Consider the following 24,924-nt stretch of genomic DNA (forward strand, 5'->3'; position numbering starts at 1 on the left):
CTAATTCTTGTTCCGCTGATAATTCAAGGATTGCTATCCTTGTGAGGATTGCCGTATGGTGCGCGGGCGCGGCTCGGATGACGAAGTCGGATGGGGGAGTGCCTGGCAACGTGGGAGTTCGCTGAAGGAAGTTGTCGGTGCCATGAAAAGCGTTGTGGGCGAAAGAGTTCAGCAGTATTCGTCCGAGGTCGACAACTGTGTGCCGTAGCCGTAGGTCGCGCTGAGCTGTCGAGGAATACACGGCACAGGGGCTGCGGGTCGCGGTGTCGGATACCGAACTGGCACACGTGGCCCAGCGCTCATCGCTATGAGAGCGCGAATCCTGGGTGAGCGTGTGTGTAGGAGACGTCGACCGGGGTGTACGTCGCGCAGTGTCCGCTGGTGCGCCGTCGACGCTGTGCGAAGCCCGTTCGGCTCTCGGGTTCGAGGGCCGGTTGGCTCGAGCGAGTTGCCAATGGCACGAGCGCGTGCACGGGTATTTCGACCACCGACGGACGAGTCGATCCGGGACGGCATCGGCGCGGTTGCCGCTAGCGATAGTGATCGTCGACCACCGAGAGCAGCGGCTGCCGCCTACTGTTCGAAGCTCCACGGTAGGGCGCGGTGGTAGTTTTCCTCGGCCAACTGTCGTCGTCGGTCGCACTTGCGGTGTGCCGAGGGAAAGGAATCTTTATGCCCGGCTTCTCCCGAGCCTTGTGCGCCGCGGTGGCCGCGGTGGTGGCGGCGAGCGGTATCGCGTTCGCGGTCCCGGACGCGACCGCGAAGTCCGGGACCCAACCCGGTTCCCTCGTTTCGGCGGCGCCGTTGGCCGACGGGCTGCGGTTGCCGGGAGCCGATGACGCCGAGCGCGTGACCTATTGGTCGGTGGGGTCCGACGGCGCACCCGCGTTGGCCAGCGGCGCCTATTTCCTGCCCGAGGGGGCGCCGCCGCCCGGCGGTTGGCCGGTCATCGCGTGGGCACACGGCACCTCGGGACTCGCCGATCATTGCGCGCCGTCACTGGTGGGTCCCGCGCTCCCCGAGCGAGACAACCCGTACCTGACAGCGTGGCTCGCGCACGGATACGCCGTCGTCGCCAGCGACTATGTCGGGCTCGGTACCCCGGGTCCGCATCCCTACCTCGATGTCGAAGTGGAGGCGCACAGCATCGTCGACATGGTGCGCGCCAGCCGTGCCGCCGCACCGGCGATATCGAACCGCTGGGCCGTAGTCGGGCAATCCCAGGGCGGCGGCGCGGCGATCGCGACGGCGCGCTACGCCACCGAATTCGGCCGTCCCGACCTCGATTACCGCGGCGCGGTCGGGACCGGGGTGCCCGCGTATCTGGAGAATGTTCTCCTGCCGCTCGGGCCGGGTGTTCCTCCCGCCGCACTCCCCGCTGGCCTGACGTCGTATGTGTTCTACATTCTCGCCGGTCTGCGCGGCGCACACCCCGAACTCGACATCGACTCCTACCTCACCCCGCTCGGGCGAACCCTGGTCGACGACGCCGAGAATCAGTGCACCGACCAAGCGCATCGAACCGCCGAAGGTGTTGTGCTGGGAGATGTCTTCAGCAGGCCGCTCGGCGCGATACCGCACGCCCACGACGTGTTGGCCGACTACATGGGATTGGCCGAAAACGGGTACGACCGACCGTTGTTCATCGGTCAGGGGCTCACCGACATCGATGTCCCCGCGCCGGGAGCACTCGGCCTTGCCGCGGCGATGACGGCGAACGGTCAACCGGTGACGCTTCGGGTCTACAACGCCGATCACAGCGCGACGTTCACTGCCTCGCAGCAGGACGCGATCCCCTTCGTGGACGGCCTCTTCCAGGGCGTGTGACGAACTGCGCTGGCGGTGCGCGGCGGGAGGTCAACGGTGCGTTCGGCGGAAAAGGTTGCCCGCGTAGGCGGATGGGTGAGGTAGTTCGAACATCCGAGGATGCGGTGCCTCGCGGTCGGCGCAGCAGTGGGCGGGGTGGAGGTCACCGGCGTCCGGTGGGTTCGGTCTTTGCTGCCGCTGCCGCGAAGAAGCTGGGAGCCCGCCGACGTGGACGAAGCGTCGGCGCGTCGAAGTGTCCTGCGGCAGGTGCGGTTCGCCGTGGCGGGTGCCTCGCAGCACGCCGGCGAGTCGGGTCGAACGGCCGCCGGATTCGCGTGCTAGATCCGTGAACTCTGGCTGGACCGAATCGCATGCCGGGCCGTGGCGGACGAGGCATCGACGACGCCGTCGTCGAAGCGATCCAAAACCAGTGCCTGGGTGGCGGTCAGGTGCGCGCGGGCCAGGTCCTGTGCCTGGTCGGCGCGACCGGCGGCAATCTCCGCGATGAGCTTGCGGTGGGTGCGCACCGCCGCCTTCGCCTCCTTTTCGGAGGGGTATTCACCGCGCTTGGTGAGGCGTTCGGCCCACGCCTGCTCCTGGGACGACCACAGTGCGACAAGGCTGCTCACGACGTAGCGCAGGGTGACGTTCGGGGTGAACGACACCACGAGATCGTGGAATTGCCGTGCGGTTCGGGTGAAGGCGACGCCGTCGCCGACGAGTTCTTCGGAGGCCTCGACGCAGGCTTCCAGTGCGGGGACGACCACTTCGGCGCGGTCGGTACGCTTGGCGCATTCGGCCGCGCACGTCGGCTCGAGCAGCTGTAGCCCGGCCGCCAGGTCGCCGAGGGTGACGCGTGCGCCTTGCAGGGCGAGGCCGAGGTGATAGGCCGCCGACAACTCGTCGGGCCGGTGCACCTCGGCGCCGCCGACATTGCCGCGGCGGACGGTCACGAGTCCTTCGGTCTCCAGGATGCGCAGTGACTCCCGGATCGAGGGGTAGCTGACGCCGAACTCGTTCACCAGCTGATCCTGGGTGGGCAAGCGATAGTCGTCGTCGCTGTCCAGGATGCGGGTACGCAGTTCGGCGGCAACGGTTTCCGCGATGCGGCGCTGCGGAATCCTGCCCCGCCCCGCCGTCGTCACGCCGGGCGCTTTTCGTCCATTCTCGAAATTCTAGCCGAACCTACAAGGCTCACTATGTTTGCCAGGATAGTCGGTAGATCAAGCATTGCTATCCTTACAAGGATTGACGTACCTTCGAGTCATGGACTTCACGATGGGTGAGGCCGCCACGGACCTGCGACACGAGTTGCGCGCACTGGTGCGCGCGCACGTCCCCGCGGACTTTCTCGGCGCGTTCACCGACGACGAGGCCGATCTCGCGACCACCCAACGGTTTTCCCGGCTGCTCGCCGAACGAGGACTGCTGTGCCTGGCCTGGCCCGAGGAATTCGGCGGCCGCGACGCCTCGGTGTGGGAGCAGACCGTGGTGCGCGAGGAAATGTGGGCCCACCACGAACCCAGGGGTGCGCAGTACATGGGCGTGAACTGGGTGGGGCCGACCATTATGCGGCATGGGACCGAACAACAACGCGCACAACATCTTCCGCCGATCGCGCGCGGCGAAGTGATCTGGTGCCAGGGGTTCAGCGAACCCGACTCCGGCTCCGACCTCGCGTCGCTGCGCACGGCGGCCACCCGCGACGGCACGGGCTGGCGGATCAACGGCCAGAAGATCTGGACCTCCTACGCCACGATGGCGCAGTGGTGCTTCCTGCTCGCACGCACCGCGAAAGGCGAACGCAAGCAACAGGGTCTGACGATTTTCCTGGTGCCGATGTCCGATCCCGCCATCGAGGTCCGGCCTATTCGCAGCATGCTCGGGCCGCACCACCTCAACGAGGTCTTCTTCGACGACCTGCGGGTGAGCGAAGCCGATGTGCTCGGGACCGTGGACGAAGGATGGCAGGTGGTGCGGGAGGTCTTGGCGTTCGAGCGGGTCGGGATCGCCAGGTACGCGCGCTGCGAATATCTGTTGCAGGCCGCACCCTCGGTGCTCGGCGCACGGTGGGACCTCGTTCCCGCCGACCTGCGCGGACGCTGGGCACGCATGCTCACGCACTGCCGCAGGGCGCGGCTGCTCGCCTACCGGGTGCTGGCATTGCAGGACTCCGGCACCGTGCGACCGGGCGATGTCGCCGCCTACCGGATCGCGGTGACCACCTTGGACCAGGACAGCGCCGAAGTGCTGAGCGAACTCGCCGCCTGTGCGGCATACCCGGAAACCACGGTGGTGCAACGCTTTCGCGCCGAAGTGGACGATCACTGGCGTTATGCGCGAGCGGCCACCGTCGCCTCGGGAAGTATCGAAATGCAGCGCATCCTGCTGGCGCGCGAATTGCTGGCCGCGTCATGAATATCGAACTGAGCGCGGAAGCCACCGAATACGGTCGTCAGGCTCGCCGAGCGTTCGAGGCGGCGGGTGGCGCCGCACTGCTCGAAAGCGCCGAGCGCGAACCGGATCGGCGCGCGGAGCTGCTCGCGCCGGTGTTCGGCGCGCTCGCGGCATGGGATCTGCGGCCCCGAAAGGACCCCGACGAGCTGGAGGCCGCGGCGGCGCTGTGTCGCGCGGCGGGGTATTGGGGGGTGCCCTACCCGGTGGCCGAACGACTTTCGCGGCCAACGGATTCGGAGTTCGACGGGTTGGTGATCGTCGACGACACCACGCCGAGTGCGGCGGTCGCCGGGCTCGACCTGCGGTGGGCGGCGATGACGTTGGACGGTCGCCGCAGCAGCGCCGAGCGGGCCGAGCCCTCCCTCGCGCCGCGGCTGGGCGCCTTCGTCACCCCGCTGAAGCTGCGCCCGATCGATGCCGGCGATGTCACCGATATCGCTCTGGCACTGGTCCTTCCGTGCTGGACGCTACTCGGCATGCTCGATCGCGCGATCGCGTTGGCCACGGCGCACGTGTCGGTGCGCGAACAATTCGGTCAGCCGCTGGCCCGCTTGCAAGGCGTGCAATTCCAGCTCACCGACGCCGAGGTCGAGCGCGGCGGAGTGGATGTGTTGGCGAGTTACGCGCTGTGGAGCGTGCAGACCGAGCGGGCCGAGGCGATCGATGACGCATTGGCGCTGCGGCTCGCGGCGGTGGAGGCCGCCGAAGTGGTGTTCCGGGTGGCCCATCAACTGCACGGCGCGCTCGGATTCTGCGACGAGTCGCCGCTGTCGTGGCTGTCGCGCTACAGCCTCCCGTTGCGTCGGTTGCCGTTCGGGATATCCGGTAGCAGAGCCGAATTGACCAAACGTGTGGGTCGACACGGCTTGACCGGCTTGTTCGGGCCGGTCGGAGAGTCGGTGACGCCGTGAAATACGACCTGCTCGGGCAGCCGCGTGCCGGGGGCGACGGGTCCGTGTACCCCGTGTACCCCGTGGCGCTCGATCGCGTTGAATCTGATCGTGTTGCCGCGTTGTCGACTCACGCGCTGACGCAGCTATCGAGTCGGCGGGCTGCGGACCGCGCGGCGCGGGCAGCGGTCCTCCGGTCGGCGCGAGGGATGGCGGCGGGGCGAACGGACCTCACCCACATGTTCTGTCCCACGGAGGTGGTGTCGTGAAGTACGACCTACCGAAAGAATTGCGCGTCGAAGGTGACGGTCCGGTGCGCATCGTGGTGTTCGACCGCGCCGAGGAACGCAATGCCGTCAACGCGTCGCTGCACCGGGCGCTCGCGCAGGTGTGGCGCCAGTTGGCCGCCGACCGCACGGCACGCGCCGTGGTCCTCACCGGCGCGGGTCGGGCATTCTGCGCCGGTGGCGATCTGGACTGGATCACCAGCTTTCTGGACGATCCGGTCGCGCGCGAGGAGAGCTTGCGCGAGGGCGCGGAGATCATCGACGAGGTGTTGCGGTTCCCGTTGCCGGTGATCGCCGCGGTGAACGGGCCCGCAGTGGGACTCGGCGCCAGCGTCGCGGTACTGTCCGACATCGTCTTGATCTCGGACACCGCCTATTTGGCCGACCCGCACGTCTCGGTCGGTCTCGTCGCGGGCGATGGTGGCGCCGCGTTCTGGCCGCTGCTCACCCCCATCCTGCGCTCCCGCGAATACCTCTACACCGGCGATCGGATCGACGCCGCCACCGCGGTCGAGATCGGCTTGGCCTCGCGCACCATCGAACCCGATGAGCTGTTGCCCGAGGCAATCCGCTTGGCGCACCGGCTCGCCGAACAACCGCAAGCGGCGATCCGCGGCACCAAGAGCGTCCTCGCCATGCACCTCGCCCAAGCGCTCGGTGCCGCGGTGCGCGCGGGGTTCGCCGCGGAAGCGGTCACGATGCGGTCGGAGGAACACCGTGAACGGCTACTTGCCCTACGTTCGAAGGAGACTCGAATTCGATGAGTTCGCCGACTGTTTCGCGGTGTCCTGGATGTCGGTCCTGGTCGGTGCCGCCAGTTCATCGAGTGGGCGCGGCATGCACGCCGGGCCGTAAGGAGGCGCGAGAGTCGTTGTCTCGGAGCTATTTTCCGATGGTTGCGCTGGGTGCGGCAGGTTCGGCGCAACCGTCGGTGACAAGGTATGCGACGGCCACGGCGCACTCGGGGGTATCAGTATTGTGCTCATCGAGTCCAGTGGTGCGGTGGGATCCGTCGTACTCGGACGACTCACCGCGCACAATCTGCCCAGCGTGCCGTGCAGACCGGCACCGGCAACATCAGGGCGGCGGCCTGACTCGACGGGTGCGGTGGGCGCGGTGACGCTGGGAGAGCTGTCGGCGCGTTCCGCGTCGCCGCAGGATGGTTCGGACGATTTCCGTGTCACGGTGCGCGAGTGGTGTCGTGCCGAGATCCCGCCGGATTGGCGGCGAGCACAGACCGGCGTGGAAGACGCGGAGTTCGTTCGCTTTCAACGGGATTGGTTCCAACGCCTGCGGCGCGCGGGGTTCGCGGTGCCGCATTGGCCGAAGGAATGGGGTGGTGGGCTTTCGGTGGCCGAGCAGGTGGTGCTGTATCAGGAGTTGGCCGCGCACGATGCCCCTCGGCTGGTGCTGGCTTTCGTCGGGATTCACCATGCGGCGGCGACGCTGCTCGCGGCGGGCACCGTCGAGCAGCGCGAGCGGCATCTACCCGCGATACTCGACGGCGAAATCTGGTGTCAGGGGTTCTCCGAACCGGAGGCGGGGTCCGACCTCGCCGCGCTGCGCACGACCGCACGCAGGGCGGGCGACGGCTACGTCGTCAACGGGCAGAAGGTCTGGGCCAGTGGCGCTCGGTACGCGGACTGGTGTCTGTTGCTGGCCCGCACCGACCCGAATGCGCCGAAACGGCACGGTATTTCGTATTTCCTTCTCGACATGCGTGCGCCCGGCGTCGAGGTCAGGCCGATCAAGCAGGCGACGGGGGAGTCACACTTCTGTGAGATCTTCCTCGATGACGTGGTGATCCCGGTCCACCAGCGGGTCGGACCGGAGAACGAAGGGTGGCGTATCGCGGGACAGACCCTCGGTGCCGAGCGCGGCATGACCATGCTGGAACTCTCGGAACGGCTGGGTCACGCGGGATTTCGGTGGTTGCTCGAATTGTGCGCTCGCCCCACGGCCGACGGCGCTCGTCCGCTCGACGACCCGGTGGTGTCCGACCGGCTGGCGACGCTGGAGATCGAACTCACCGGATTGCGCATGCTGTGTGCCGATTTCGTCGCCGCCGAGCGACCCGGCGCGGCCGACGCGTCGATCGTCAAGCTCTACTACAGCGAATTATTGCAGCGCATCACCGATTTCGGCACCGAGGTCGCGGGCCTCGCGGCGCACACAGAGCTGAGTAAACCCTTGTCGAGCGGGTGGGAATCGGGCGCGTGGATGCTGGATTTCCTCGGCTCGTGGGAGTGGACGATCCCCGGCGGCAGCAGCGAGATTCAGCGCACCCTCATCGGCGAGCGGGGTCTCGGACTGCCGCGCGAACCCAGGCAGGCGTGATGGCGGGCGGTTTCGACGAATTTCACCCGCAGTTGCGTGCGGTGGCGCGATCGATGCTGGCGGCGTCGGCGGGGAGCGAGGTGGATCCGCGGTCGATCGTAGATTCGGGATGGCTCGGACTGGAGGCCCCGGAGTCGCTCGGCGGTGCGGGGGCTACTTTCGCGGAGACCGCCGTGGTCTTGCGCGAGGTGGGTCGTGCGGCGGCCGACACGCGGTATCCATCGATCGCCGTGTCGGCGTTGGGTGCGTTGGGCGTGCTCGAACCGAGTACCGAGCGCGACAGGTTGCTGCGTGACACCGTATCGGGGGAAACAACGACCTGCCTGGTGGTGGACGGTGAAGCCATGGCGGACAGCGGGTTTCGAGTCAAGTCGGACACAACCGGGCTGGTCGTCGACGGCGCGGCGGACTTCGTGGCCGACGCCGTCTGCGCGGATCGACTGCTCGTCGTAGCGGTCGACGCCGACGGCTCCCCGGTCATCGCTGAATTCGACCGAGACACACCAGGACTCGTGGTAGCTCCCACCACCGTCTTGGACTCCACCCGCCGTTTCGGCCGGGTAGTCGCCGATAGTGCGCGCCCGCGCTCGGTGTCGCGTTTTCACGGAGATCCGTGGCGCCGCGTACGCACACTGCACGACCGCGCCGCCGTCGCCGTCGCCTGCGACAGCCTCGGCCTGAGCGAGGCAATGCTGGAAGCCACCGTCACCTACGCGCGAACCCGACAGCAATTCGGCCGCCCGATCGGCTCGTTTCAGGCAGTCAAACACGCCTGCGCCGACATGCTCGTACGGGTGCGGGTCGCGGAGAAGTTGGTGGCCGCGGCAGTGCGCGAGCTGGCCGAGGAGCAGCGGCCGTACGCCGACGTCACCGTCGCCATGGCCAAGTCGTACGCCTGCGCGAGCGCGGTAGAGGTGGTCGGCAAAGCCATGCAGCTACACGGCGGCATCGGCTACACCTGGGACGCCGACCTGCACGTATACCTCAAGCGCGCCACCCTCAACCGAGCCCTGTTCGGGACGCCACGCGGGTACCGCGCCCGATTGGCGGCGCGGTACCGGTAGTCGCTCGCGGGTTCGCCCCCGCTCCGTCTTCGGTGGCACCACCACATTCCTTGACCGCGAGTCGAAAAGTGCAGGGGCACAGGGGAAAGGGATGGCATCGCATCGGCAAGGCGGCCGTGGGTGGACGCGTGGCGGCCCCCTCGGATGCCGGTGGGCTTGCCCGGTACGCCCCCATCCGAGTGGCGGGTCGTGCGGGGACGAACACTCACCCCCACGCCCCGAATTCCGCAGCGGGCGTCGAACCCGGCAGTTGCTGCCAACCACGCTGGTTGGGTCGGTGACGCGGGTGGCGAGCGAATCCGAACGCCTACACCGGCAGCGGTTCGGTAGCGTAGCCGTGCGCGGCCGCTACCTTCTCCGACAGCAGGCGCCCGTCGTGCGTGCTGAGGCCCTCGGCAAGACCAGGATCGGCGGTCACCGCGCTCTGCCAGCCGTTTTCGGCGAGGGCCAGGACATACGGCATGGTCGCGTTCGTCAGCGCGAAGGTGGAAGTTCGGGGTACCGCCCCCGGCATGTTGGCGACACAGTAGAAGACCGAGTCGTGCACTCGATAGATCGGGTCGGCATGTGTGGTGGGTTTCGAGTCCGCGAAGCAACCACCCTGGTCGATGGCGATGTCGACCAACACCGAGCCCGGTTTCATCCGCTGGACCAGATGATTGGGCACCAGCGTGGGCGCCTTGGCGCCAGGAACGAGCACGGCGCCGACCACCAGATCCGCGTCGAGCACTGCCTGTTCGAGTTCGTAGCCGTTCGATACGACGGTCTTGACCTGGCCCCGGTACTGCGCGTCCACCTCGCGCAGCCGTGCTACGGCGAGGTCGAGAACGGTGACATCGGCCCGCATGCCGTGCGCCACCGCGATGGCGTTCTTCCCCGAGACACCGGCGCCGATGACGACGACCTTCGCGGGGCGAACTCCGGGCACCCCGCCCATCAGCACGCCTCTGCCGCCCACCGAGCGCATAAGGTGGTAGGCACCCGCCTGGGCGGCCAGTCGCCCGGCGACCTCACTCATCGGCGCGAGCAGCGGCAACGAACCGTCCTCGCCGACCACCGTTTCGTAGGCGATCGCCGTGGTTCCCGATGCCAACAGGGCGTCGGTGCACTCTTTCGACGCAGCCAGGTGTAGGTAGGTGAACAGCATTTGCCCGCGGCGCAGGCGTGCGTACTCCTGCGCGATCGGCTCCTTCACCTTCAGCAGCAGCTCTGCCGAATCCCAGACCGCGTCCGCGGATGAGACCGTCTGTGCGCCTGCTGCTTCGAAGTCCTCGTCGGCGAACGACGAGCCGACCCCCGCGCCGGACTCGATGACGACGCTGTGGCCACGAGCGACGAGTTCGTGCACACCCGGCGGCGTGAGCGCGACGCGGTACTCGTGGTTTTTGATCTCGCGTGGTATCCCGATCTTCATCTGTAGCGGTGCTCCTTATTTGTAGGAAACTCTGCGCCGAGCTCAGTCGAGGGCTTTTCCCTTGGTCTCCGGCATGGTGAAGTAGACGCACGCGCCGATCGCGGCGGCCACAGCGCAATAGACCCAGATGAACCCACTGAACTCATGGGAGTTCAACCAGGTCAAGATATAAGGCGCCGTGCCGCCGAACAGTGTGACCGAAAGCGCGTACGGAACTCCGATTCCGCTGGCGCGCACGGCTGCCGGGAACTGCTCGGACATAATGGTGGCGGCGTTCGCGCAGTAGCCGAGCAAAAGGACTGCGCCGATACACTCGATCAGCAGGAAATTGAAGAACTCGCCGTTCAAGAAATGAAAAGCGGGCCAGGAGTAGAGGACGAACCCCACGGCGAACGTCAGCATTGTGGGCTTGCGGCCGAACCTGTCGGAAAGCAGCCCCGCGATCGGCAGGAGCGCGATGAACACCGCGATCGTGATCACGTTCGCGCGCAGCGCCTCGCTGAGCGGCATGTCTGTGGTGACATTGATATAGACCGGCAAGTAGGTCAACCAGATGTAGTACAGCAGGGTGCCGCCGATATTGATCGCGAATACCCGCATTGCCGCGCGGGGGTGTTCGCGGAACATGCTGAGTACGGGGTGGCGCCGCGCGGAACGATCCACCTTGTCGGCAGTCTGTATGGCGCTCTCGAAGGACTCGGACTCTTGGGCAGCCGAGCGCACCCACAGGGCCGCGAACCCGCACAGTGCGGCGACGATGAATGCCAGTCGCCACCCCCATGCGGACACCGCCGCTTCAGGCAGGAGTGATGTGACGGTCGCGCCCATTCCGGCGGCCAACAGCAGCCCCGCGCCGACCGAAACCTGTTGCCACGAACCCGCGAAGGCACGCCGCCTCGGCGCGGCCGATTCGACGAGGTACGCCGCGGAGGACCCGAATTCGCCGCCCGCCGCCAAACCCTGGAGTAGCCGGCAGCACACCAGGACAATGGGTGCGAGTACACCGATGTTCTCGTACGTCGGAGTCAATCCGATGACCAACGAGGATGTCGCCATCAGAACGATGGTGAGGACGAGCCCCCTCTTGCGTCCGTGCCGGTCGGCATAGGCGCCGAACAAGATCGCACCGACCGGCCGCATCACGAAGCCCACCGCGAAAACCGCGAGCGAGAAGAGCAGCGCCGGACCGGATTCGCCGGGTGGGAAGAACAGCGGGGAGAATACCACGGCGAAGGTGGTGTATATGGCCCAGTCCAGCCAGTCCACGGCATTTCCTACGGCGCCGGCGAAGATCGCACGTTTCCCGCGCGACGTCATTTTGGTTTCTGCCGGAATTTCGTGGTGTGTTGTCTTGCTGTCCATGGGCGTGCGGCCGTTCTCGAGAGTGCGGTGATATTCCGTGCCTGGTCGAAATCGCGGATGAATACTATTGGTAGGTGGCGGCGTAATCGCTCTCGAAATCCCGTGCGAGCAGCCGTTTCCGGATCGTTTCGGACAGCGCGACATCCGCGATCGTGAGTGCCATCGCGAGCCCGCCGTCCCGAATGAACTTGTCTCCCTGCGCGCCCGCGGCTGCGGCAGCGAAGGCCGAGGTGTGATTTCCTGCCTCCGGCGGCAGGTCGAAGGAGAGCATCGGATGGAGTGCGGGGATGAATTGCGAGACGTTCCCCATGTCGGTCGACCCGAAGAGCTTGTCCGGATAGTCGGGGAAGGTTCGGCCGTGCGCTTCCGCGTTGTCGCGAAACAGCGTCGCGAGGTCGTTGTCATGGACGAACTCGCGGTACAGCGAGGGCAGCGTGTCGAATTCGACGACGGTGCCGGTGGCAAGGGCACCTGCCTCGAAGCACGGTCGTATCCGGTCCCACACGTCGTTGACCTCGGACAACGTGTTGCATCGGATCATGCATTCGACGACGGCGTCCTCGGCGATGACGTTGACGGCCGAACCGGCTTCTTTCACGACATGATGGACGAGGATCCCATCACGCAACTGCTGGCGCAGCAAGCCGATGGCGGTCTGTGCGAGGACGGTCGCATCGGCGGCGTTGCGGGCGCTCCACGGTCGCGACGCATGACCACCGCGTCCGGTGTAGGTGATTTGCCACGACCGGGCGGCCCGAAAGAACGGAGTTACCACGTCTTTCAGCGAGGGATGCACCATGATGGCGGCGTGAGCGCCGTCGAAGACTCCGCTGTTGAGCAGGATCTCTTTGCCCGTTCCGCTTTCCTCGGCGGGCGTGCCGAACACTTTCAGCGTGATGCCCAGCTCGTCGACGAAGGGGGCGAGCGCGAGCGCGGCGCCGACGGCTGATGCGGCGATGGCATTGTGTCCACAGCCGTGCCCGATATCCGGCAGCGCGTCCATCTCCGCGCAGATCCCGAGAACCAGCGCGCCGGTCCCCGCGGTGGCGACGAAAGCCGTCGGTAACCCAGCTACGGCGGGCGTCACCTGAAAATTCGCGTTCGTGCGGAGCGCCTCGATGATCGCGGCCGATGTCGCGTGCTCCTCGAATGCCAGCTCCGGATTGGCGTTGATGGTGTGTGACAGCGCGGTCACCAATTCGAGCCGCGTCGCGAATTCTTGTTCGATCTTCTTCTTCGTCTCGGTCATCGCCAGACCTCTTTCAGCAGCCGAAGTATGTTGCCGCCCAAGACCGCGGCTATCTCGCTGTCGCTGTACCCGTGCGTGACCAGCCAGCTCGTGATGTTGCGAAAGTTCTCAGCCGGGTTCTCCAAGCCGTCTACGTGGGAAACCCGCTGGTATTCGAGATCCCCGGGATCGAGCATCGCGGAAAGACTCAAGTTGCCGCTGATGGCGTGGTGGAAGCCCACGTGATCACCGAACAGCGAATCCGGACCGAACGCGACGTGCTCGATGCCCATCAGATCCACCGCGTAGGTGAAGTGGTCCATCACCGAATCGATCGTGTGTGTTCGATGTTCGTGCGACACCGTCGTATGGGGTGCGGCCTCGAGGCCGAGCACCCCACCGCGCTCGGCGCAGGCTTTCAGTGCCGCGTCGGTTTTCATGCGGGGGATCGGCCACACACCGCGCGCGCCCGCATGCGTGATGGCTACCGGTTTCTCGGATACTCGAATGGCGTCGAGGGTCGTCTGATCGCTCGCGTGCGACACGTCGATCAGAATCCCGAGCGCGTTCATGCGCTGCACGGCTCGGTGTCCGAACATTGTCAGACCGCCGTCACCGGGCTCCGCCTGTCCACTGCCGAGCGAGTTCGAATCGGCGTAGACGAGCCCCATTTGCCGAACGCCGAAGCCGTAGAGCACATCGATGCGGTCGAGTTCGTTCTCGATGGCCCCGGAGGATTCGGTGCCCATGACGAACGCGACCTGACCGCGGCTCTTCGCGTCGAGGATGTCCTGCACGCCGCGGGCCAGTACGGGACCGTCCTGGTGCGCGAGATCCGCCAGGCGCATGCCCAACGCGGTGACCAGGTCGTCCCACTTCCACCCCGACCGGCTGGTGCCGCCGAGGATCCCGAACCAGTTGTCGAAGACGGCGGTCATTCCTGATCGCCGCAGTTCGGTGTACGCCGTCGAGAGTTGTTGGTCGCGAAGGTAGTCCGGCACATCCGACATGTCCGAGGGCAACAGTTGCGGGTGATCGTGGAAGCTGATGATCACGTTGTTCTCCAGCAGGCGCTGTACGCGTGCGGAGCGGGTTTCGTCCAGCGCGGGCTCGTAGGCGCTTCGGCGGAACCCGGGGTCGGCCAGGTCCACGGTGGTGTAGTCGACTCCGCGCCGCAGGTAGGGGAACGACTCGTAGTCCGAGGGGTTTGCGGGTGGGTAGGGCATGAACTCGTGTCTCTTTCATTCATTCGGCGTGCGGTCTTGCGGCGTTGGGCCGTCGTCGCGTCGTTGTGGTCATGGAGACGCCGTGGTCATGGATGTGGTTGTCGCCGAACCGTTCCGTCGGAATCGACGTGCACGCAGGGGTCGAGTTGCCGCGACGACCGCTCGAAGGCCGCGAGGATCGACGCGGACGCCGCGGGACTGGGCATGATCGGCTGACTGTCGGCATCGAGTTCGATCGGCGCTACTCGAAGCGTCGGTCCGTGCTGCTTGTCGAGCGTGACGCGAAAGACCGCGCTCTCGAACCACGGGCCTTCCAGCAACGCGGGCTGGTAGGGAGCGGCCGGGTGCGCATCGTTCTGCGCGACCATCGATTCGGTGTCCCAGCCATCGCTCCAGTCGAAGACGAAGTTTCCCGTCGAGTAGAGGATCAGCCCGTTGTCGTAGAATTCCGCCGGGTGCAGGCAGTGCGGGTGATGGCCGATGATGAGGTCCGCGCCCGCGTCGATCAGCCGCCGCGCCAGCGGTTGTTGATACTGCGCCAACGGTCCCTGCGCGCTCGGTAGGTAGCAGAACGGAACACCCCAGTGCAGCGCGATGGCAACGAATGTGTTGTCCGCCTTTGCTTTTCGGACAATCTGCTCGGCGGCGCCGACGTCCGACTCGTGCGCGGTGGAGTGGACGAACGGTGGCGTGCCGGGCGTCTCGTCCAGGAAACCGCTGTCGAACTCGAAACTTTGGCGCACGCGAATCGCGGCGATGCCCGCGCGGTCGGTGGTGGCGTTGTATCCGAGGGGTAGCGCCGAGCAGAAGCTGAGGAACGCCAGTGTGTCGTCCCCGACCACGACGGTGCGCGGCCGGGACGCCTCGGCGATGGATTCGCCGAATCCCGCGTGCGCGACTCCGGCCGCGTCCAGGGCGGCGACGGTGTCGCGCATTCCGACGGCGCCGTAGTCCATCGCGTGATTGGTCGCGAGGGACATCAGATCGAAGCCCATCGCCGCCAATTCCGCCGCACCCGACCGGGGTGTTCGGATGGCAACGAGCTTTTCGGCGCGTTGACCGGATTCGGTCAACGCGGCCTCGAGGTTGCCGATGGTCAGATCGCCGCCGCGCAGCAGGGGGAACGCCGAGCTTCCCGGGCGGCCGTCCGCGTTCGGCGCGTTGCGCGGTCGTCCCGATACGACAACGTCTCCCACGATTGTCAGGTCCATACGGCCGACTCCCAACTGTTCCACATTGCGATACGATATGCCGCACTGTAGTACGAATGCGAGCCACGACACAAGAGGTATGGCACGGTTGTGCCGCAGAGTGGAACGCGGGAGTCTTTCGGTGGTACGCTGCTGGGCCTCGTAGCCGACAGAAAAATGACGGGCCAGTGACCGGATCAGTCAAACCACCAAGCAGCAGCATCCGTTCGATGAACAGCGTGCTGAGTACCCTGCGCATTCTCGAAGAAGTCGCGGTGCGGCAGCCGATCGGTGTATCGGAATTGGCGCGCGCGACTCAGATTCCGAAGAGCACTGTCCAGCGCTGCCTGGTGACGTTGCAGGAGGCCGGGTGGCTGCGGGTCGTCGACGCCGAACACGCGCGCTGGGGTGTGACGATGAAGGCGCTGGCCATCGGTCTGCGCGGCGCGGGGGAACACGATCTGCGCCAACTCGCGGCTCCGGTGATCCAGCGCCTCGCCGCGCAGACCGACGAGACTGTGCATCTCGGTTTGCGGGACGGCACGGACTCGGTCATCGTCGCGCGTGCGGATTCCACACAGATCGTTCGGGTATTCCTCGAAATCGGTACGCGCCTACCGCTCGCGGTGACATCGATCGGCGTCGCCATCTTGGCGCACCTCGACCCGCGCGAGGTGGACGAACTCTTGCGTGCCGATGTCGAGAACCTGGAGCTCGACAAGCTCGGTGGCGGCGCCCCGCCGAGCGATGCCGAGTTGCGCGCGGAGATCGCTGCGGCGGCCGAACGGAGGTACTCGATGAATATGTCCTCGTGGTTCCGTCCGCATGTCACCTCGATCGGTGCGGCGATACTGGATGGCGCGCGGCGCCCGGTCGCGGGGCTGGCGCTTTCGATACCGCAGATGCGCTTCGACCCGTCCACGGAATCCGCGCTGGCGCGGATGGCGATCGATGCCGCCGACGAGATCACCCGGCTGATTCGTTCCTCCTGAACCTGTTTCGCGACTTCAGGACGGATGCTCGGGTGGGTGCGGCCATGGTCGGCTCAGTAGGTCGGTGAGCAGCCCCGCGGTCGCGCCTGGAGATTCGACAGGGAAATGATGGCTGCCCAAGTCGATCGGGGTGATGCGCATGCGATCCCCGTATCGGTCGATCGCTTCCTGTGTCAGCATCGCGCGCACGGCGAACACGGTGACGGGTTGGGTGACCTCCCGCAATGCCGCCTCCATATCCCAGTGGACGAGCGCTTCGAGCGACAGCACGCCACCTGGTTGGCGGACGGTCACCATCTTGTCGAAATACCCGTCCTGCAAGGCCGGGTCGGTGTCGGGTGGCGAGCCTGCCGCCACCATGGCGCGCACCGCCGCGGGGAAATCCTCGTGAAACGGTGCTATCACCGCGGCGGCGGCGACGTCATCGAGCGCGGGGAAGAGGAATAGGTAGTGCAGCGCATCGAGGGCGACCACCCGTGACACGGTGTCCGGGTGCAGGCGGGCGAGCTCGACGGCGACCGCGCCGCCCATGGAATGTCCCACCGCGACGACATCGTGCGCCGACTCGGACGTCAGCGCCGCGGCCACATCCATGGCGAATTCCCTTATCGTCCACTCGGTTCGTGGTGACCGTGATTCGCCGTGTTCTGCCAGATCAACGGCGATAACGCGGTAGTCCGGCGACAGCAGGTCGGTCACCGCGTCGAAGTAGGTGCGGTCGCAGGCCCAGCCGTGGATCAGGACCAGGGTGGTCGCGCCGTTCGGTGGGCCGCTGACCGTGTACCGGATTGCGGTGCCGTCCGCGCGTTGAACCTCGCGAAAAGTATTGCTCGGCCGAGTAATTGCCATGGGTCTCCGTGCTAGAACTGACGTGCCGCAATGTGGTACGCCGTATTGACTGATAGCATGAATGTAAAGCCGTAGCGGATTCTGTGTCAATGTCGCGAGTCGATCGGCGCCCCCGTGTCGCTGAACGAAAGGAATGCATGTCGTGAATCGTGCGCTCACCGGAAGCAACGGATCAGCGATAGCGCGACGAGTTGCTGCGGCGCGGACCCTGCTTTTCGTGCCTGGGTCTCGACCCGATCGGTTCGACAAGGCGGTCGCTTCGGGTGCCGACGCGGTGATTCTCGACCTGGAAGACGCAGTCGCCACCGCGGACAAAGTGACGGCGCGGCATGCGGTTGCCGACTGGCTGGGCGACGGCAACGCCGCGGTAGTGCGCGTGAATGCCCCTGATTCGGCGTATTGGGCCGAGGACGTCGAGGCGATCTGCGGCGCCGACGCCGTGATCATGGTGCCCAAGGCCGAGGATGTCGACCAGGTAAGGGCGCTCGCCGCGGAGGTTGCGGTGATCGCGCTGATCGAGACTTCGCGGGGCGTTCTCGGCGCCGAGCGTGTGTGCGCCGTCCCCGGTGTCATCCGTGCGGCACTCGGGCACATCGATCTTGCCGCGGAACTCGGCGTCGACCCCGACGACCGGACGGCGTTCGCCATGGCTCGGTCCACGCTCGTACTCGCATCCGCCGCGGCCGGGCTGGCGCCGCCCCTCGATGGGGTGACGACGGATTTGAGTGCCGAGGATGTGCTGAGTTCGGATGTGCGGCACGCGAAGTCGTTGGGCTTCGGTGGAAAGCTGTGTATTCACCCATCGCAGGTGGCTGTCGCCGCCGCGACCCTGCGCCCGAGCGCCGTGGAGGTCGCGTGGGCGGAATCCGTTGTCGCCGCGCTCCCTTCGGGGGGTGGTGCGGCGCAGGTGAACGGTCGGATGGTCGATCCACCCGTGTTGGCGCGTGCGCGGCGGATTCTCGCCGTGGGCTAGCTGTCGGTCCTGTGTGGCGGGCAATGGTCTGGATTTGGTAGCAGCGGGGATGAGCCAGGTATTCGGACGGGGTGCGGCTTTGTTGACAAGCGCGCCGCGTATGGCAAAAATGGCCGTACATTTACTCGGTCGGACGTCGGCCCGGGTCTCCTAGCGGAAGTTGTGTCCATGAGTTCGAGATTGAGCGAAGAGGAAACCTATCTCGTCGAGACGGTTCGTGAGTTCATCGACCGCGAGGTCAAGCCGACGGTTCGAGAAGTCGAGCACGCGAACCAGTACCCCGAGAAGTGGATCGAGCAGATGAAGCAGATCGGGATATACGGTCTGGCGATTCCCGAAGCGTATGGGGGCTCGCCGGTCACGATGCCCTGTTATGTCCACGTCACCGAGGAACTCGCGCGCGGGTGGATGAGCCTCGCGGGCGCGATGGGCGGCCACACCGTTGTCGCGAAGCTGATCAGCACATTCGGTACCGAGGCGCAGAAGCGGCGGTATCTACCGAAAATGGCCACGGGGGAGATTCGGGCGACCATGGCGCTGACCGAGCCCGGTGGCGGATCCGATCTGCAGGCCATCAGCACGATCGCCAGGCCCGACGGCGACGACCTCGTCATCAATGGGTCGAAAACCTGGATCAGCAACGCGAGAAGGTCGGAGGTGATCGCCTTGCTGTGCAAGACCGATCCGTCCGCGTCGCCTCGGCACAGGGGGATCTCGATCGTGCTCGTCGAACACGGACCGGGACTGACCGTGTCGCGCGACCTCCCCAAGCTCGGCTACAAGGGCGTCGAGACCTGCGAGCTGTCCTTCGACGACTACCGCACGTGCGCCGACGCGATTCTCGGAGGAGTACCGGGCGTGGGCTTTTCGCAGATGATGACGGGCCTCGAGACCGGGCGTATTCAAGTCGCCTGCCGCGCACTGGGTGTCGCGGCCGCGGCGCTGGAAGACTCGCTGGCGTACGCGCAGCAGCGCGAGAGTTTCGGGAAGCCGATCTGGAAGCATCAGTCGATCGGCAATCACCTCGCCGACATGGCGACCAAACTCACCGCGGCGCGGCAGCTGACCCTGCACGCGGCCGAGCGGTTCGAAAGCGGAGCGCGGTGCGATATGGAAGCGGGAATGGCGAAGCTGTACGCGTCCGAAGTCGCGATGGAGATCGCCCTCGACGCGGTGCGGATTCACGGCGGCTACGGCTACTCCACCGAATACGACGTCGAACGTTATTTCCGGGACGCGCCATTGATGATCGTGGGTGAGGGCACCAATGAGATTCAGCGAAATGTCATCGCGGGCCAGTTGGTGGCACGGGGGCGGCTCTGACGGTGCGCGGCCGCGGACGTGGCGGACCCGAGCATCGTGCGAAGGGTAAAGTCGGCTGGCCATGACTGAGACCGAACCCGCGCCCGAGCCGGTGTACCGCAAGGTCGCGAATGCCCTGCGCAAGCAGATCGCGAGCGGTACCTACCGGGACGGCGCTCGGTTGCCGACCGAGGCGGAGTTGGCCGCACAATACGGGGCGAGCCGCCAGACCATTCGTCGGGCATTCCACGATCTCGTCGCCGAGGGAATCGTGCACCGCGTCCCCGGTCGCGGCACCTTCGCCGCCGAGCAGCGAGGCGGGCGCTATCTGCGTCACCTCGGCTCGATCGAAGACCTGATGAACCTGTCCTCGGATACCAGCATGGACATCGTCACCCCGCTGCGGCGGCAGGCGAATATCGAGGCGGCCAGCAGGCTCCGCCTCGAGACGGATCTGGTGTACTCCGTCGCCTTTCGGCGGCTCCATCATGATGTTCCGTTCGTGTACACCACGGTGTACCTGCCGGAACGGATCGCCAGGCACGTACTCGAGGCGCCCGAGTTGGCGGCGGGTGCCTCGAGCACGTACACGCTGATCGGGCTGTTGGAGCCGCACCTCGACGCGCCGATCGCCCGCGCCGATCAATCCATCACGGTCGCACCCGCCACCTCGGCCGTAGCGACCGCTCTCGGCTGTGCGCCGGGGCACGGGATGCTCAGGGTCGACCGGCTGTACTCCGACAAGCAAGACCAACTGTGCGAGCTCGCGATGAGTTATTTCTTGCCGGAGCAGTACACGTATCGAATTACCCTGGAGCGCTGAAGTTCTCGGTCTCGACCGGTTTCGGTGACGCGCGCGGTGACACCGGCCGCGCTGAGGTGCGCCACGGGCGTCACGGCGAGATCCCGGTGCACGACCTCACCCGCCCAACGCTCGAGGAAGGTCTGCGCGACCTGGCGCGAGACCGATGCCGCGTTGAGCGAGGAAGACCCGAGGTGCGGCAAAGTCCGACATTCTGTGGTCTGCGCCAGCGTCGTCGGGTTGCGCACCGCTCGATCGCGTATGGCCGTGCGCTTATCTGTACGGCCAATTATCTTCCTCTGTCTGCCATCGCCGTGGTAGGGAAACGGAGAATTCCGAGCGCTCCTGTAGTGGTACCTGCCTGAGCTCACCATCTTTCGGGACAATCTGCCAGGTTTCGCTTAGGCGCAGTCCCCTCTGTGACGCTTCGGGTTGCTGACTGTGCGACCACCGTGACAGTATGGCCGTACATTTCAGGGAAGGTGGACGACAGATGGGTCCGCAGAGTCGGCTGCCGCTGGCAGACATCACCGTGGTCAGCATCGAGCAGGCGGTCGCGGCTCCGTTCGCGACTCGTCAGCTCGCGGATCTCGGTGCCCGAGTGATCAAGATCGAGCGGCCAGCGGGGGGTGACTTCGCGCGCCGGTACGACGAGACGGTGCGGGGGGAGTCGAGCTACTTCGTCTGGCTGAACCGTTCGAAAGAATCGCTGACCCTCGACCTCAAGTCCGAGCAGGGTCAAGCGATCCTCGAGAAGCTACTGGCCACCGCGGACGTGTTCGTCCAGAACCTCGCACCGGGCGCGGCCGCGCGCATGGGCCTCGACGCGGTCTCTCTGCAGCAGCGCTATCGCGACATCATCCCCTGCGACGTTTCCGGGTACGGGAATACCGGGCCGTGGTCCGAGCGCAAAGCCTACGACATGCTGATCCAGGGCGAGTCCGGGCTCATGTCGCTGACCGGGCCGCACGACAGTCCCTCCCGGGTCGGCGTTTCGATCGTCGACATCGCGGCGGGCATGTACGCCTACAGCGGCGTACTCACCGCGCTCTACACCAGGGCGACCACCGGCGTGGCGCGTGCCGTCGAGGTCGCGTTGTTCGAGGCGATAGGCGAGTGGCTCGGATCGCCCGCCTACTTCACGGAATACGGTGGGCGGCAACCGAAGCGCGCGGGCGCCGAACACGCGACGATCGCGCCGTACGGGCCGTTTCCCACCGCCGACGGCGCGGTGTTGCTTTCGGTACAGAACGAACGGGAATGGCTCGCCTTCTGCGGCGATGTGCTCGGCGATCCGGCGCTGGCTTCCGATGATCGTTTCGCCACGAACTCCGCGCGGGTCGCGCACCGCGCGGAATGCAATGCCGTGATCGCCGAGCGGACGAGTGGGCTCAGCACCGAGGTGGTGCTCGGTTTGCTGGACAAGGCGGCAATCGCCAGCGGCAGACTGGGTGAGGTGCGCGACTTCCTCGAGCACCCCTCGCTACGCGGACGCCACCGTTGGCGATCGGTGCAGACTCCGGGCGGGCCGATTCGCGCACTCCTGCCCCCCGCGAACCTGAGCGGCATCGAACCACGGTTCGACCCGGTCCCACGATTGGGTGCACACACCGTCTCGATCCTCTCGGAAGTCGGGCTGGGCGACGAGGAGATCTCGGCGCTGAGATCCGATGCGGTGATCTGACGGTTCGGCCGAGAATGCCGCTGACCGAGGCGACATCGACGCTCGCGGCCCTTCTCACGCATACGCGCCGACCACTTCGCGACAACTCGGCCAGCTCAGGCTTGCGTGGTGCGTTGCGCGCAATACTGCGGGTACAAGCTCGGTAAGGATTAGTCAGCGCGCGGTCCAACCGCCGTCCACCACGATGGTTTGGCCGGTGACGTAGCTGCCCGTGTCGGCGGCGAGCCAGAGGACCGCGCCGACGATGTCGTGGGCGGAGCCTTCTTTCGGCAGTGGGGTGTTGCGGCGGAGGTAGCGGGCGCCGCGTTCGCTGTCGTAGAGGTCGTCGGTGATTTCGCTGCGGAAGAAGCCGGGGGCGACGGTGTTTACGCGGATGGAGTGGCGTGCCCATTGGACCGCGAGTTCGGCGGTGAGGCCGGAAAGGCCCGCTTTGCTTGCCGCATAGGAGGCTTGGGGGATTCCGGGTACCCCGACCCGGCCGCTGATCGAGGAGATATTGACGATCGCGCCGCCGCCCGTGTCGCGCATGTGCGGGAAGACCGCGCGGGCGAGTTGGAAGGGGGCCAGCAGGTTGAGGTCGAGGGTGCGCCGGATCGCGTCGAGTGGTTCGGATTCGGCCTGCTGCTCGGTGAACCTGTTGCCCGCGGCATTGACGAGAATGGTTGGGGAACCGAGCGTTTCGACTACGGGTGGGACGATCGACGACTCGATATGTTCGAGGTCGGACAGATCGCAGGTGACGGCGAGTCCGTCGATCTCGTGTGCCAGTGCGGCCAGCCGATCGGCGCGTCTGGCCACGACCGCCACCCGTGCGCCGAAACCTGCCAACGTGCGCGCTATCTCGGCGCCGAGTCCGGACGACGCACCGGTCACGATCGCCACTGCGTCGTGCAGATCGAACAGGTGGGCTGCGGCGTGAGGTGTCATGGGGCCTCCTTCGGATCGACCTGGGAATCAGCGGCTTTCGTGCGCGGCGGCCCGCCTCGTGTGTCATATCGGCCCCAGCCGTACGGCCCGTGTACGCGGTTGTGCTCGATGCCGTAGCTCACCACGCATACGTTCGGTATGTCGAAACCTACCGGCCAGCCGGAGTTCGCGGCGCTCGGTGAGGTGCGGCGCTCGCCCGCACGGATATCCGCATGCCGATCCTCGACGGTCCCGTCGCGAGGGCGCGAGTTCGCGCAACGACCATGCGCGGGCCGAGGGACGCTGTGTGGCGGGTGCGAGCTGCCTCGTTCCGACGACCTCTCCTGGAGCGCTCGGTGTCGGAGATGCGCTGGCCTTCGGCGTATCGCCGCGCGCACGGAATCTCGTGGTGGCGTCGTCATCTCTGCCCGTGGCGTCACGGTGTTCGTCTCGGACGCGCGACACGGTGACCTTCGGTGAGCGCGAGCAAGTCTGTGCGGACCACCTTGCCCATGGCGTTCAGGGGGAGATGGTCGAGTCGTGCCCAGAGCTCCGGAACCTTGTACGGTGCCAATTCGCGCGCGCACACGTCGGCGAGGGCGGCGAAATCTACGGTGGTGTCGGTTGTTTCGACGACGGCGGCAACGCGTTGGCCGAGTCGGTCGTCCGGAACCGGGAACACCGCCACGCGGGTGAGCGCCGGCCGGGTGGCGAGGACGCGTTCCACCTCGAGGGGGTACACGTTGGCGCCGCCGCGGATGATCACCAGCTTCTTGCGGTCGATGACCGTGAGCCAGCCGTCGCGATCGACGGTGCCGATGTCGCCGGTGCGCAGCGGGCCGGGGCCGACGGGTACCACGCGGCCCCCGTCCCAGTGGCCCAGCATCGGCCGCCATCCTCCGGAACCTGCACCGGCAAGCCTTAATTCGCCGACTTCGCCGGGCGGAAGGCGGCGGTCGTTGTCGTCGTAGGCGGCGACGTCGTAGTGCGCGAGTAGTCGTCCGCTGGTCCCGGCACGGCATGCGCTGCCCGGCGGGTCGATGGAGACGACAGCGGGTGCCTCGGTGAGGCCGTAGGTGACGCGGGGGACCAGTCCGTGTGTGTCGGCGAACATCTGCCGCAGTGTTTCCGAGGTGTCGGCGCCGCCGCTCCACACTTCGCGCAGCGAAGGCAAGGTCAGGTCGGGGCGGCGGGCGAGGTCGTAGAGCTGGGCGGGGGCGCCGTTCCACACCGTCACCTGGTGGTCGCGGATCCACTGGGCGACGCCTTCCACGTCACGGCGATCCATCAGCACCGCGCACCCGCCGGTCTGCGCGGTGAGCAGGGTGGAAAGCACGATCAGATTGAGGATGGTCAGCGGGAAGCTGTCGCCCTTGCGCAGATCCGCGCCCCATCCCCGCTGCGCGGCCAGTGCCGCGCCGGGCATGAGCAGATTGCGTTGACTGTGCACGACCGCCTTTGGTTGGCCGGACGTGCCGCTGGTGAAGGCGATCGCGGCGGGGGCGTCGATGTCGTGGGTGACCGAAGGCGCCTGGTCGGCATCGGCCACGAGTTCGGTCCATCGATCGAGGTCGATGCGGTGCGGTGTGCGTACGGTGCAGCGGGTTCCGGCGAGCACGACCGTGGGCGCGCAGAGGTCGGTGAGTCGTTGCTGTTCGCCCTCGGTCATGGCTTCGCCGATTCCGGCCCACAGGGCGCCGATGCGTTGGGTGCCGTGGAAGGCGGCGACGATGTCCAGGTCGTTGGGCAGGCAGGCGGCTACGCGATCACCGGGGCGTACGCCGAGCCCCCACAGTGCGCCCGCGGCGTGGTCGGCTCGGTCGTCGAGTTCGGCGTAAGACCATGTGCCCGAGGCCGCCTCGATGGCTGGCGCGTCGGGGTGTGTGGCGAGTGTGCGGCGCAGCATGTCGGCGACGGGCCGGGGGACGGTGATCGGCGAGGCCGGGGCGTTTTTCGCGGACGGAACGAAGTCCGGTGTGCCCCGGTTGTTCTCGTGATCACCGTCGTTGCCGCTACTTCTGTGCACCTCCCCTTGATACCACCCTTCGCTCTATCCTTGTAAGGATTCATCAGATAGGCTTTGTGCTGTCGCCTCGGAGCTGACGAGGTGGCGTGTGCTACCCGGCGCGGCGACTGGTCGGCCATGGCGGCAGGT

General features: G+C 66.5%; 20 protein-coding genes. 11 read left to right on the forward strand and 9 right to left on the reverse strand.

Annotated features, from left to right (window positions below):
- The first annotated feature begins 672 nt into the window (after positions 1-672).
- Positions 673-1,827: a lipase family protein gene (locus tag ABEA50_RS20605; protein ID WP_345497220.1), complete on the forward strand. Its 1,155-nt coding sequence runs from the start codon at positions 673-675 to the stop codon at positions 1,825-1,827.
- Between the two features lie 317 nt (positions 1,828-2,144).
- Here ABEA50_RS20605 and ABEA50_RS20610 read toward each other — a convergent pair whose 3' ends face one another.
- Complete coding sequence (locus tag ABEA50_RS20610) at positions 2,145-2,951, reverse strand: FadR/GntR family transcriptional regulator (protein ID WP_345497221.1); 807 nt, start codon at positions 2,949-2,951, stop codon at positions 2,145-2,147.
- Positions 2,952-3,072: 121 nt separating this feature from the next.
- Between ABEA50_RS20610 and ABEA50_RS20615 the strand changes: the two genes are divergently transcribed.
- The 5 genes from ABEA50_RS20615 to ABEA50_RS20635 all read left to right on the forward strand — a co-directional run bounded on the left by ABEA50_RS20615 (position 3,073) and on the right by ABEA50_RS20635 (position 8,841).
- On the forward strand, positions 3,073-4,224 hold the full coding sequence (locus tag ABEA50_RS20615; protein ID WP_345497222.1) for an acyl-CoA dehydrogenase family protein: 1,152 nt from the start codon (positions 3,073-3,075) through the stop codon (positions 4,222-4,224).
- The gene (locus ABEA50_RS20620; protein WP_345497223.1) at positions 4,221-5,174 is read left to right on the forward strand and encodes an acyl-CoA dehydrogenase family protein; all 954 of its coding nucleotides are present in this window, start codon (positions 4,221-4,223) and stop codon (positions 5,172-5,174) included. Before ABEA50_RS20615 ends, ABEA50_RS20620 begins: the two co-directional genes overlap by 4 nt.
- A gap of 244 nt (positions 5,175-5,418) precedes the next feature.
- On the forward strand, positions 5,419-6,204 hold the full coding sequence (locus tag ABEA50_RS20625; RefSeq protein WP_345497224.1) for an enoyl-CoA hydratase/isomerase family protein: 786 nt from the start codon (positions 5,419-5,421) through the stop codon (positions 6,202-6,204).
- Positions 6,205-6,556: 352 nt separating this feature from the next.
- Positions 6,557-7,777 carry an acyl-CoA dehydrogenase family protein gene (locus tag ABEA50_RS20630; protein WP_345497225.1) on the forward strand — a complete coding sequence of 407 codons (1,221 nt, stop codon included), beginning with the start codon at positions 6,557-6,559 and terminating at the stop codon, positions 7,775-7,777.
- Complete coding sequence (locus ABEA50_RS20635) at positions 7,777-8,841, forward strand: acyl-CoA dehydrogenase family protein (protein ID WP_345497226.1); 1,065 nt, start codon at positions 7,777-7,779, stop codon at positions 8,839-8,841. Before ABEA50_RS20630 ends, ABEA50_RS20635 begins: the two co-directional genes overlap by 1 nt.
- Positions 8,842-9,148: 307 nt before the next feature.
- Here the strand turns inward: ABEA50_RS20635 and ald are convergent, their stop codons facing one another.
- The 5 genes from ald to ABEA50_RS20660 form a co-directional block, all read right to left on the reverse strand.
- Complete coding sequence (gene ald, locus ABEA50_RS20640; RefSeq protein WP_345497227.1) at positions 9,149-10,255, reverse strand: alanine dehydrogenase; 1,107 nt, start codon at positions 10,253-10,255, stop codon at positions 9,149-9,151.
- Between the two features lie 42 nt (positions 10,256-10,297).
- Entirely contained in the window at positions 10,298-11,572 is a 1,275-nt protein-coding gene (locus tag ABEA50_RS20645) for an MFS transporter (protein WP_345497228.1), read from the reverse strand.
- Between the two features lie 109 nt (positions 11,573-11,681).
- The gene (locus ABEA50_RS20650) at positions 11,682-12,866 is read right to left on the reverse strand and encodes an amidohydrolase (protein ID WP_345497229.1); all 1,185 of its coding nucleotides are present in this window, start codon (positions 12,864-12,866) and stop codon (positions 11,682-11,684) included.
- Positions 12,863-14,071 carry a dipeptidase gene (locus ABEA50_RS20655; protein ID WP_345497230.1) on the reverse strand — a complete coding sequence of 403 codons (1,209 nt, stop codon included), beginning with the start codon at positions 14,069-14,071 and terminating at the stop codon, positions 12,863-12,865. Before ABEA50_RS20655 ends, ABEA50_RS20650 begins: the two co-directional genes overlap by 4 nt.
- An 86-nt stretch (positions 14,072-14,157) precedes the next feature.
- Positions 14,158-15,282 (reverse strand): CapA family protein, encoded by a 1,125-nt coding sequence (locus ABEA50_RS20660; protein WP_345497231.1) that lies wholly within the window; start codon positions 15,280-15,282, stop codon positions 14,158-14,160.
- Between the two features lie 209 nt (positions 15,283-15,491).
- Here ABEA50_RS20660 and ABEA50_RS20665 point away from each other — a divergent pair, with 209 nt between their 5' ends.
- Positions 15,492-16,253, forward strand: a complete 762-nt coding sequence (locus tag ABEA50_RS20665; RefSeq protein ID WP_345497232.1) for an IclR family transcriptional regulator — start codon at positions 15,492-15,494, stop codon at positions 16,251-16,253.
- Positions 16,254-16,268: 15 nt separating this feature from the next.
- Here the strand turns inward: ABEA50_RS20665 and ABEA50_RS20670 are convergent, their stop codons facing one another.
- The gene (locus tag ABEA50_RS20670) at positions 16,269-17,102 is read right to left on the reverse strand and encodes an alpha/beta fold hydrolase (protein ID WP_345497233.1); all 834 of its coding nucleotides are present in this window, start codon (positions 17,100-17,102) and stop codon (positions 16,269-16,271) included.
- A 133-nt stretch (positions 17,103-17,235) separates the two neighbouring features.
- Between ABEA50_RS20670 and ABEA50_RS20675 the strand changes: the two genes are divergently transcribed.
- The 4 genes from ABEA50_RS20675 (at position 17,236) to ABEA50_RS20690 (ending at position 21,863) form a co-directional block, all read left to right on the forward strand.
- A complete protein-coding gene (locus tag ABEA50_RS20675) occupies positions 17,236-18,075 on the forward strand; it encodes an HpcH/HpaI aldolase/citrate lyase family protein (protein WP_345497234.1) in 840 nt (279 codons plus the stop codon).
- A 168-nt stretch (positions 18,076-18,243) separates the two neighbouring features.
- Entirely contained in the window at positions 18,244-19,398 is a 1,155-nt protein-coding gene (locus ABEA50_RS20680) for an acyl-CoA dehydrogenase family protein (protein WP_345497235.1), read from the forward strand.
- 61 nt (positions 19,399-19,459) lie between these two features.
- The gene (locus tag ABEA50_RS20685; RefSeq protein WP_345497236.1) at positions 19,460-20,200 is read left to right on the forward strand and encodes a GntR family transcriptional regulator; all 741 of its coding nucleotides are present in this window, start codon (positions 19,460-19,462) and stop codon (positions 20,198-20,200) included.
- Positions 20,201-20,672: 472 nt separating this feature from the next.
- On the forward strand, positions 20,673-21,863 hold the full coding sequence (locus ABEA50_RS20690; protein ID WP_345497237.1) for a CaiB/BaiF CoA transferase family protein: 1,191 nt from the start codon (positions 20,673-20,675) through the stop codon (positions 21,861-21,863).
- A 153-nt stretch (positions 21,864-22,016) separates the two neighbouring features.
- Here the strand turns inward: ABEA50_RS20690 and ABEA50_RS20695 are convergent, their stop codons facing one another.
- The gene (locus tag ABEA50_RS20695) at positions 22,017-22,790 is read right to left on the reverse strand and encodes an SDR family NAD(P)-dependent oxidoreductase (protein ID WP_345497238.1); all 774 of its coding nucleotides are present in this window, start codon (positions 22,788-22,790) and stop codon (positions 22,017-22,019) included.
- A 415-nt stretch (positions 22,791-23,205) separates the two neighbouring features.
- Positions 23,206-24,795 carry a class I adenylate-forming enzyme family protein gene (locus tag ABEA50_RS20700; protein WP_345497239.1) on the reverse strand — a complete coding sequence of 530 codons (1,590 nt, stop codon included), beginning with the start codon at positions 24,793-24,795 and terminating at the stop codon, positions 23,206-23,208.
- Positions 24,796-24,924: the final 129 nt, after the last annotated feature.

Origin of the sequence: Nocardia callitridis (assembly GCF_039543305.1) — a bacterium.
Taxonomy (GTDB): Bacteria; Actinomycetota; Actinomycetes; order Mycobacteriales; family Mycobacteriaceae; genus Nocardia; species Nocardia callitridis.

Excerpts from the sequence above, each read along its gene's own strand:
- ABEA50_RS20605 (WP_345497220.1), top strand. The coding sequence starts at position 673 with ATGCCCGGCTTCTCCCGAGCCTTGTGCGCCGCGGTGGCCGCGGTGGTG.
- ABEA50_RS20615 (WP_345497222.1), top strand. The coding sequence starts at position 3,073 with ATGGACTTCACGATGGGTGAGGCCGCCACGGACCTGCGACACGAGTTG.
- ABEA50_RS20620 (WP_345497223.1), top strand. The coding sequence starts at position 4,221 with ATGAATATCGAACTGAGCGCGGAAGCCACCGAATACGGTCGTCAGGCT.
- ABEA50_RS20635 (WP_345497226.1), top strand. The coding sequence starts at position 7,777 with ATGGCGGGCGGTTTCGACGAATTTCACCCGCAGTTGCGTGCGGTGGCG.
- ald (WP_345497227.1), bottom strand. The coding sequence starts at position 10,255 with ATGAAGATCGGGATACCACGCGAGATCAAAAACCACGAGTACCGCGTC.
- ABEA50_RS20645 (WP_345497228.1), bottom strand. The coding sequence starts at position 11,572 with ATGACGTCGCGCGGGAAACGTGCGATCTTCGCCGGCGCCGTAGGAAAT.
- ABEA50_RS20650 (WP_345497229.1), bottom strand. The coding sequence starts at position 12,866 with ATGACCGAGACGAAGAAGAAGATCGAACAAGAATTCGCGACGCGGCTC.
- ABEA50_RS20655 (WP_345497230.1), bottom strand. The coding sequence starts at position 14,071 with ATGCCCTACCCACCCGCAAACCCCTCGGACTACGAGTCGTTCCCCTAC.
- ABEA50_RS20660 (WP_345497231.1), bottom strand. The coding sequence starts at position 15,282 with ATGGACCTGACAATCGTGGGAGACGTTGTCGTATCGGGACGACCGCGC.
- ABEA50_RS20665 (WP_345497232.1), top strand. The coding sequence starts at position 15,492 with ATGAACAGCGTGCTGAGTACCCTGCGCATTCTCGAAGAAGTCGCGGTG.
- ABEA50_RS20670 (WP_345497233.1), bottom strand. The coding sequence starts at position 17,102 with ATGGCAATTACTCGGCCGAGCAATACTTTTCGCGAGGTTCAACGCGCG.
- ABEA50_RS20675 (WP_345497234.1), top strand. The coding sequence starts at position 17,236 with ATGCATGTCGTGAATCGTGCGCTCACCGGAAGCAACGGATCAGCGATA.
- ABEA50_RS20680 (WP_345497235.1), top strand. The coding sequence starts at position 18,244 with ATGAGTTCGAGATTGAGCGAAGAGGAAACCTATCTCGTCGAGACGGTT.
- ABEA50_RS20685 (WP_345497236.1), top strand. The coding sequence starts at position 19,460 with ATGACTGAGACCGAACCCGCGCCCGAGCCGGTGTACCGCAAGGTCGCG.
- ABEA50_RS20690 (WP_345497237.1), top strand. The coding sequence starts at position 20,673 with ATGGGTCCGCAGAGTCGGCTGCCGCTGGCAGACATCACCGTGGTCAGC.
- ABEA50_RS20695 (WP_345497238.1), bottom strand. The coding sequence starts at position 22,790 with ATGACACCTCACGCCGCAGCCCACCTGTTCGATCTGCACGACGCAGTG.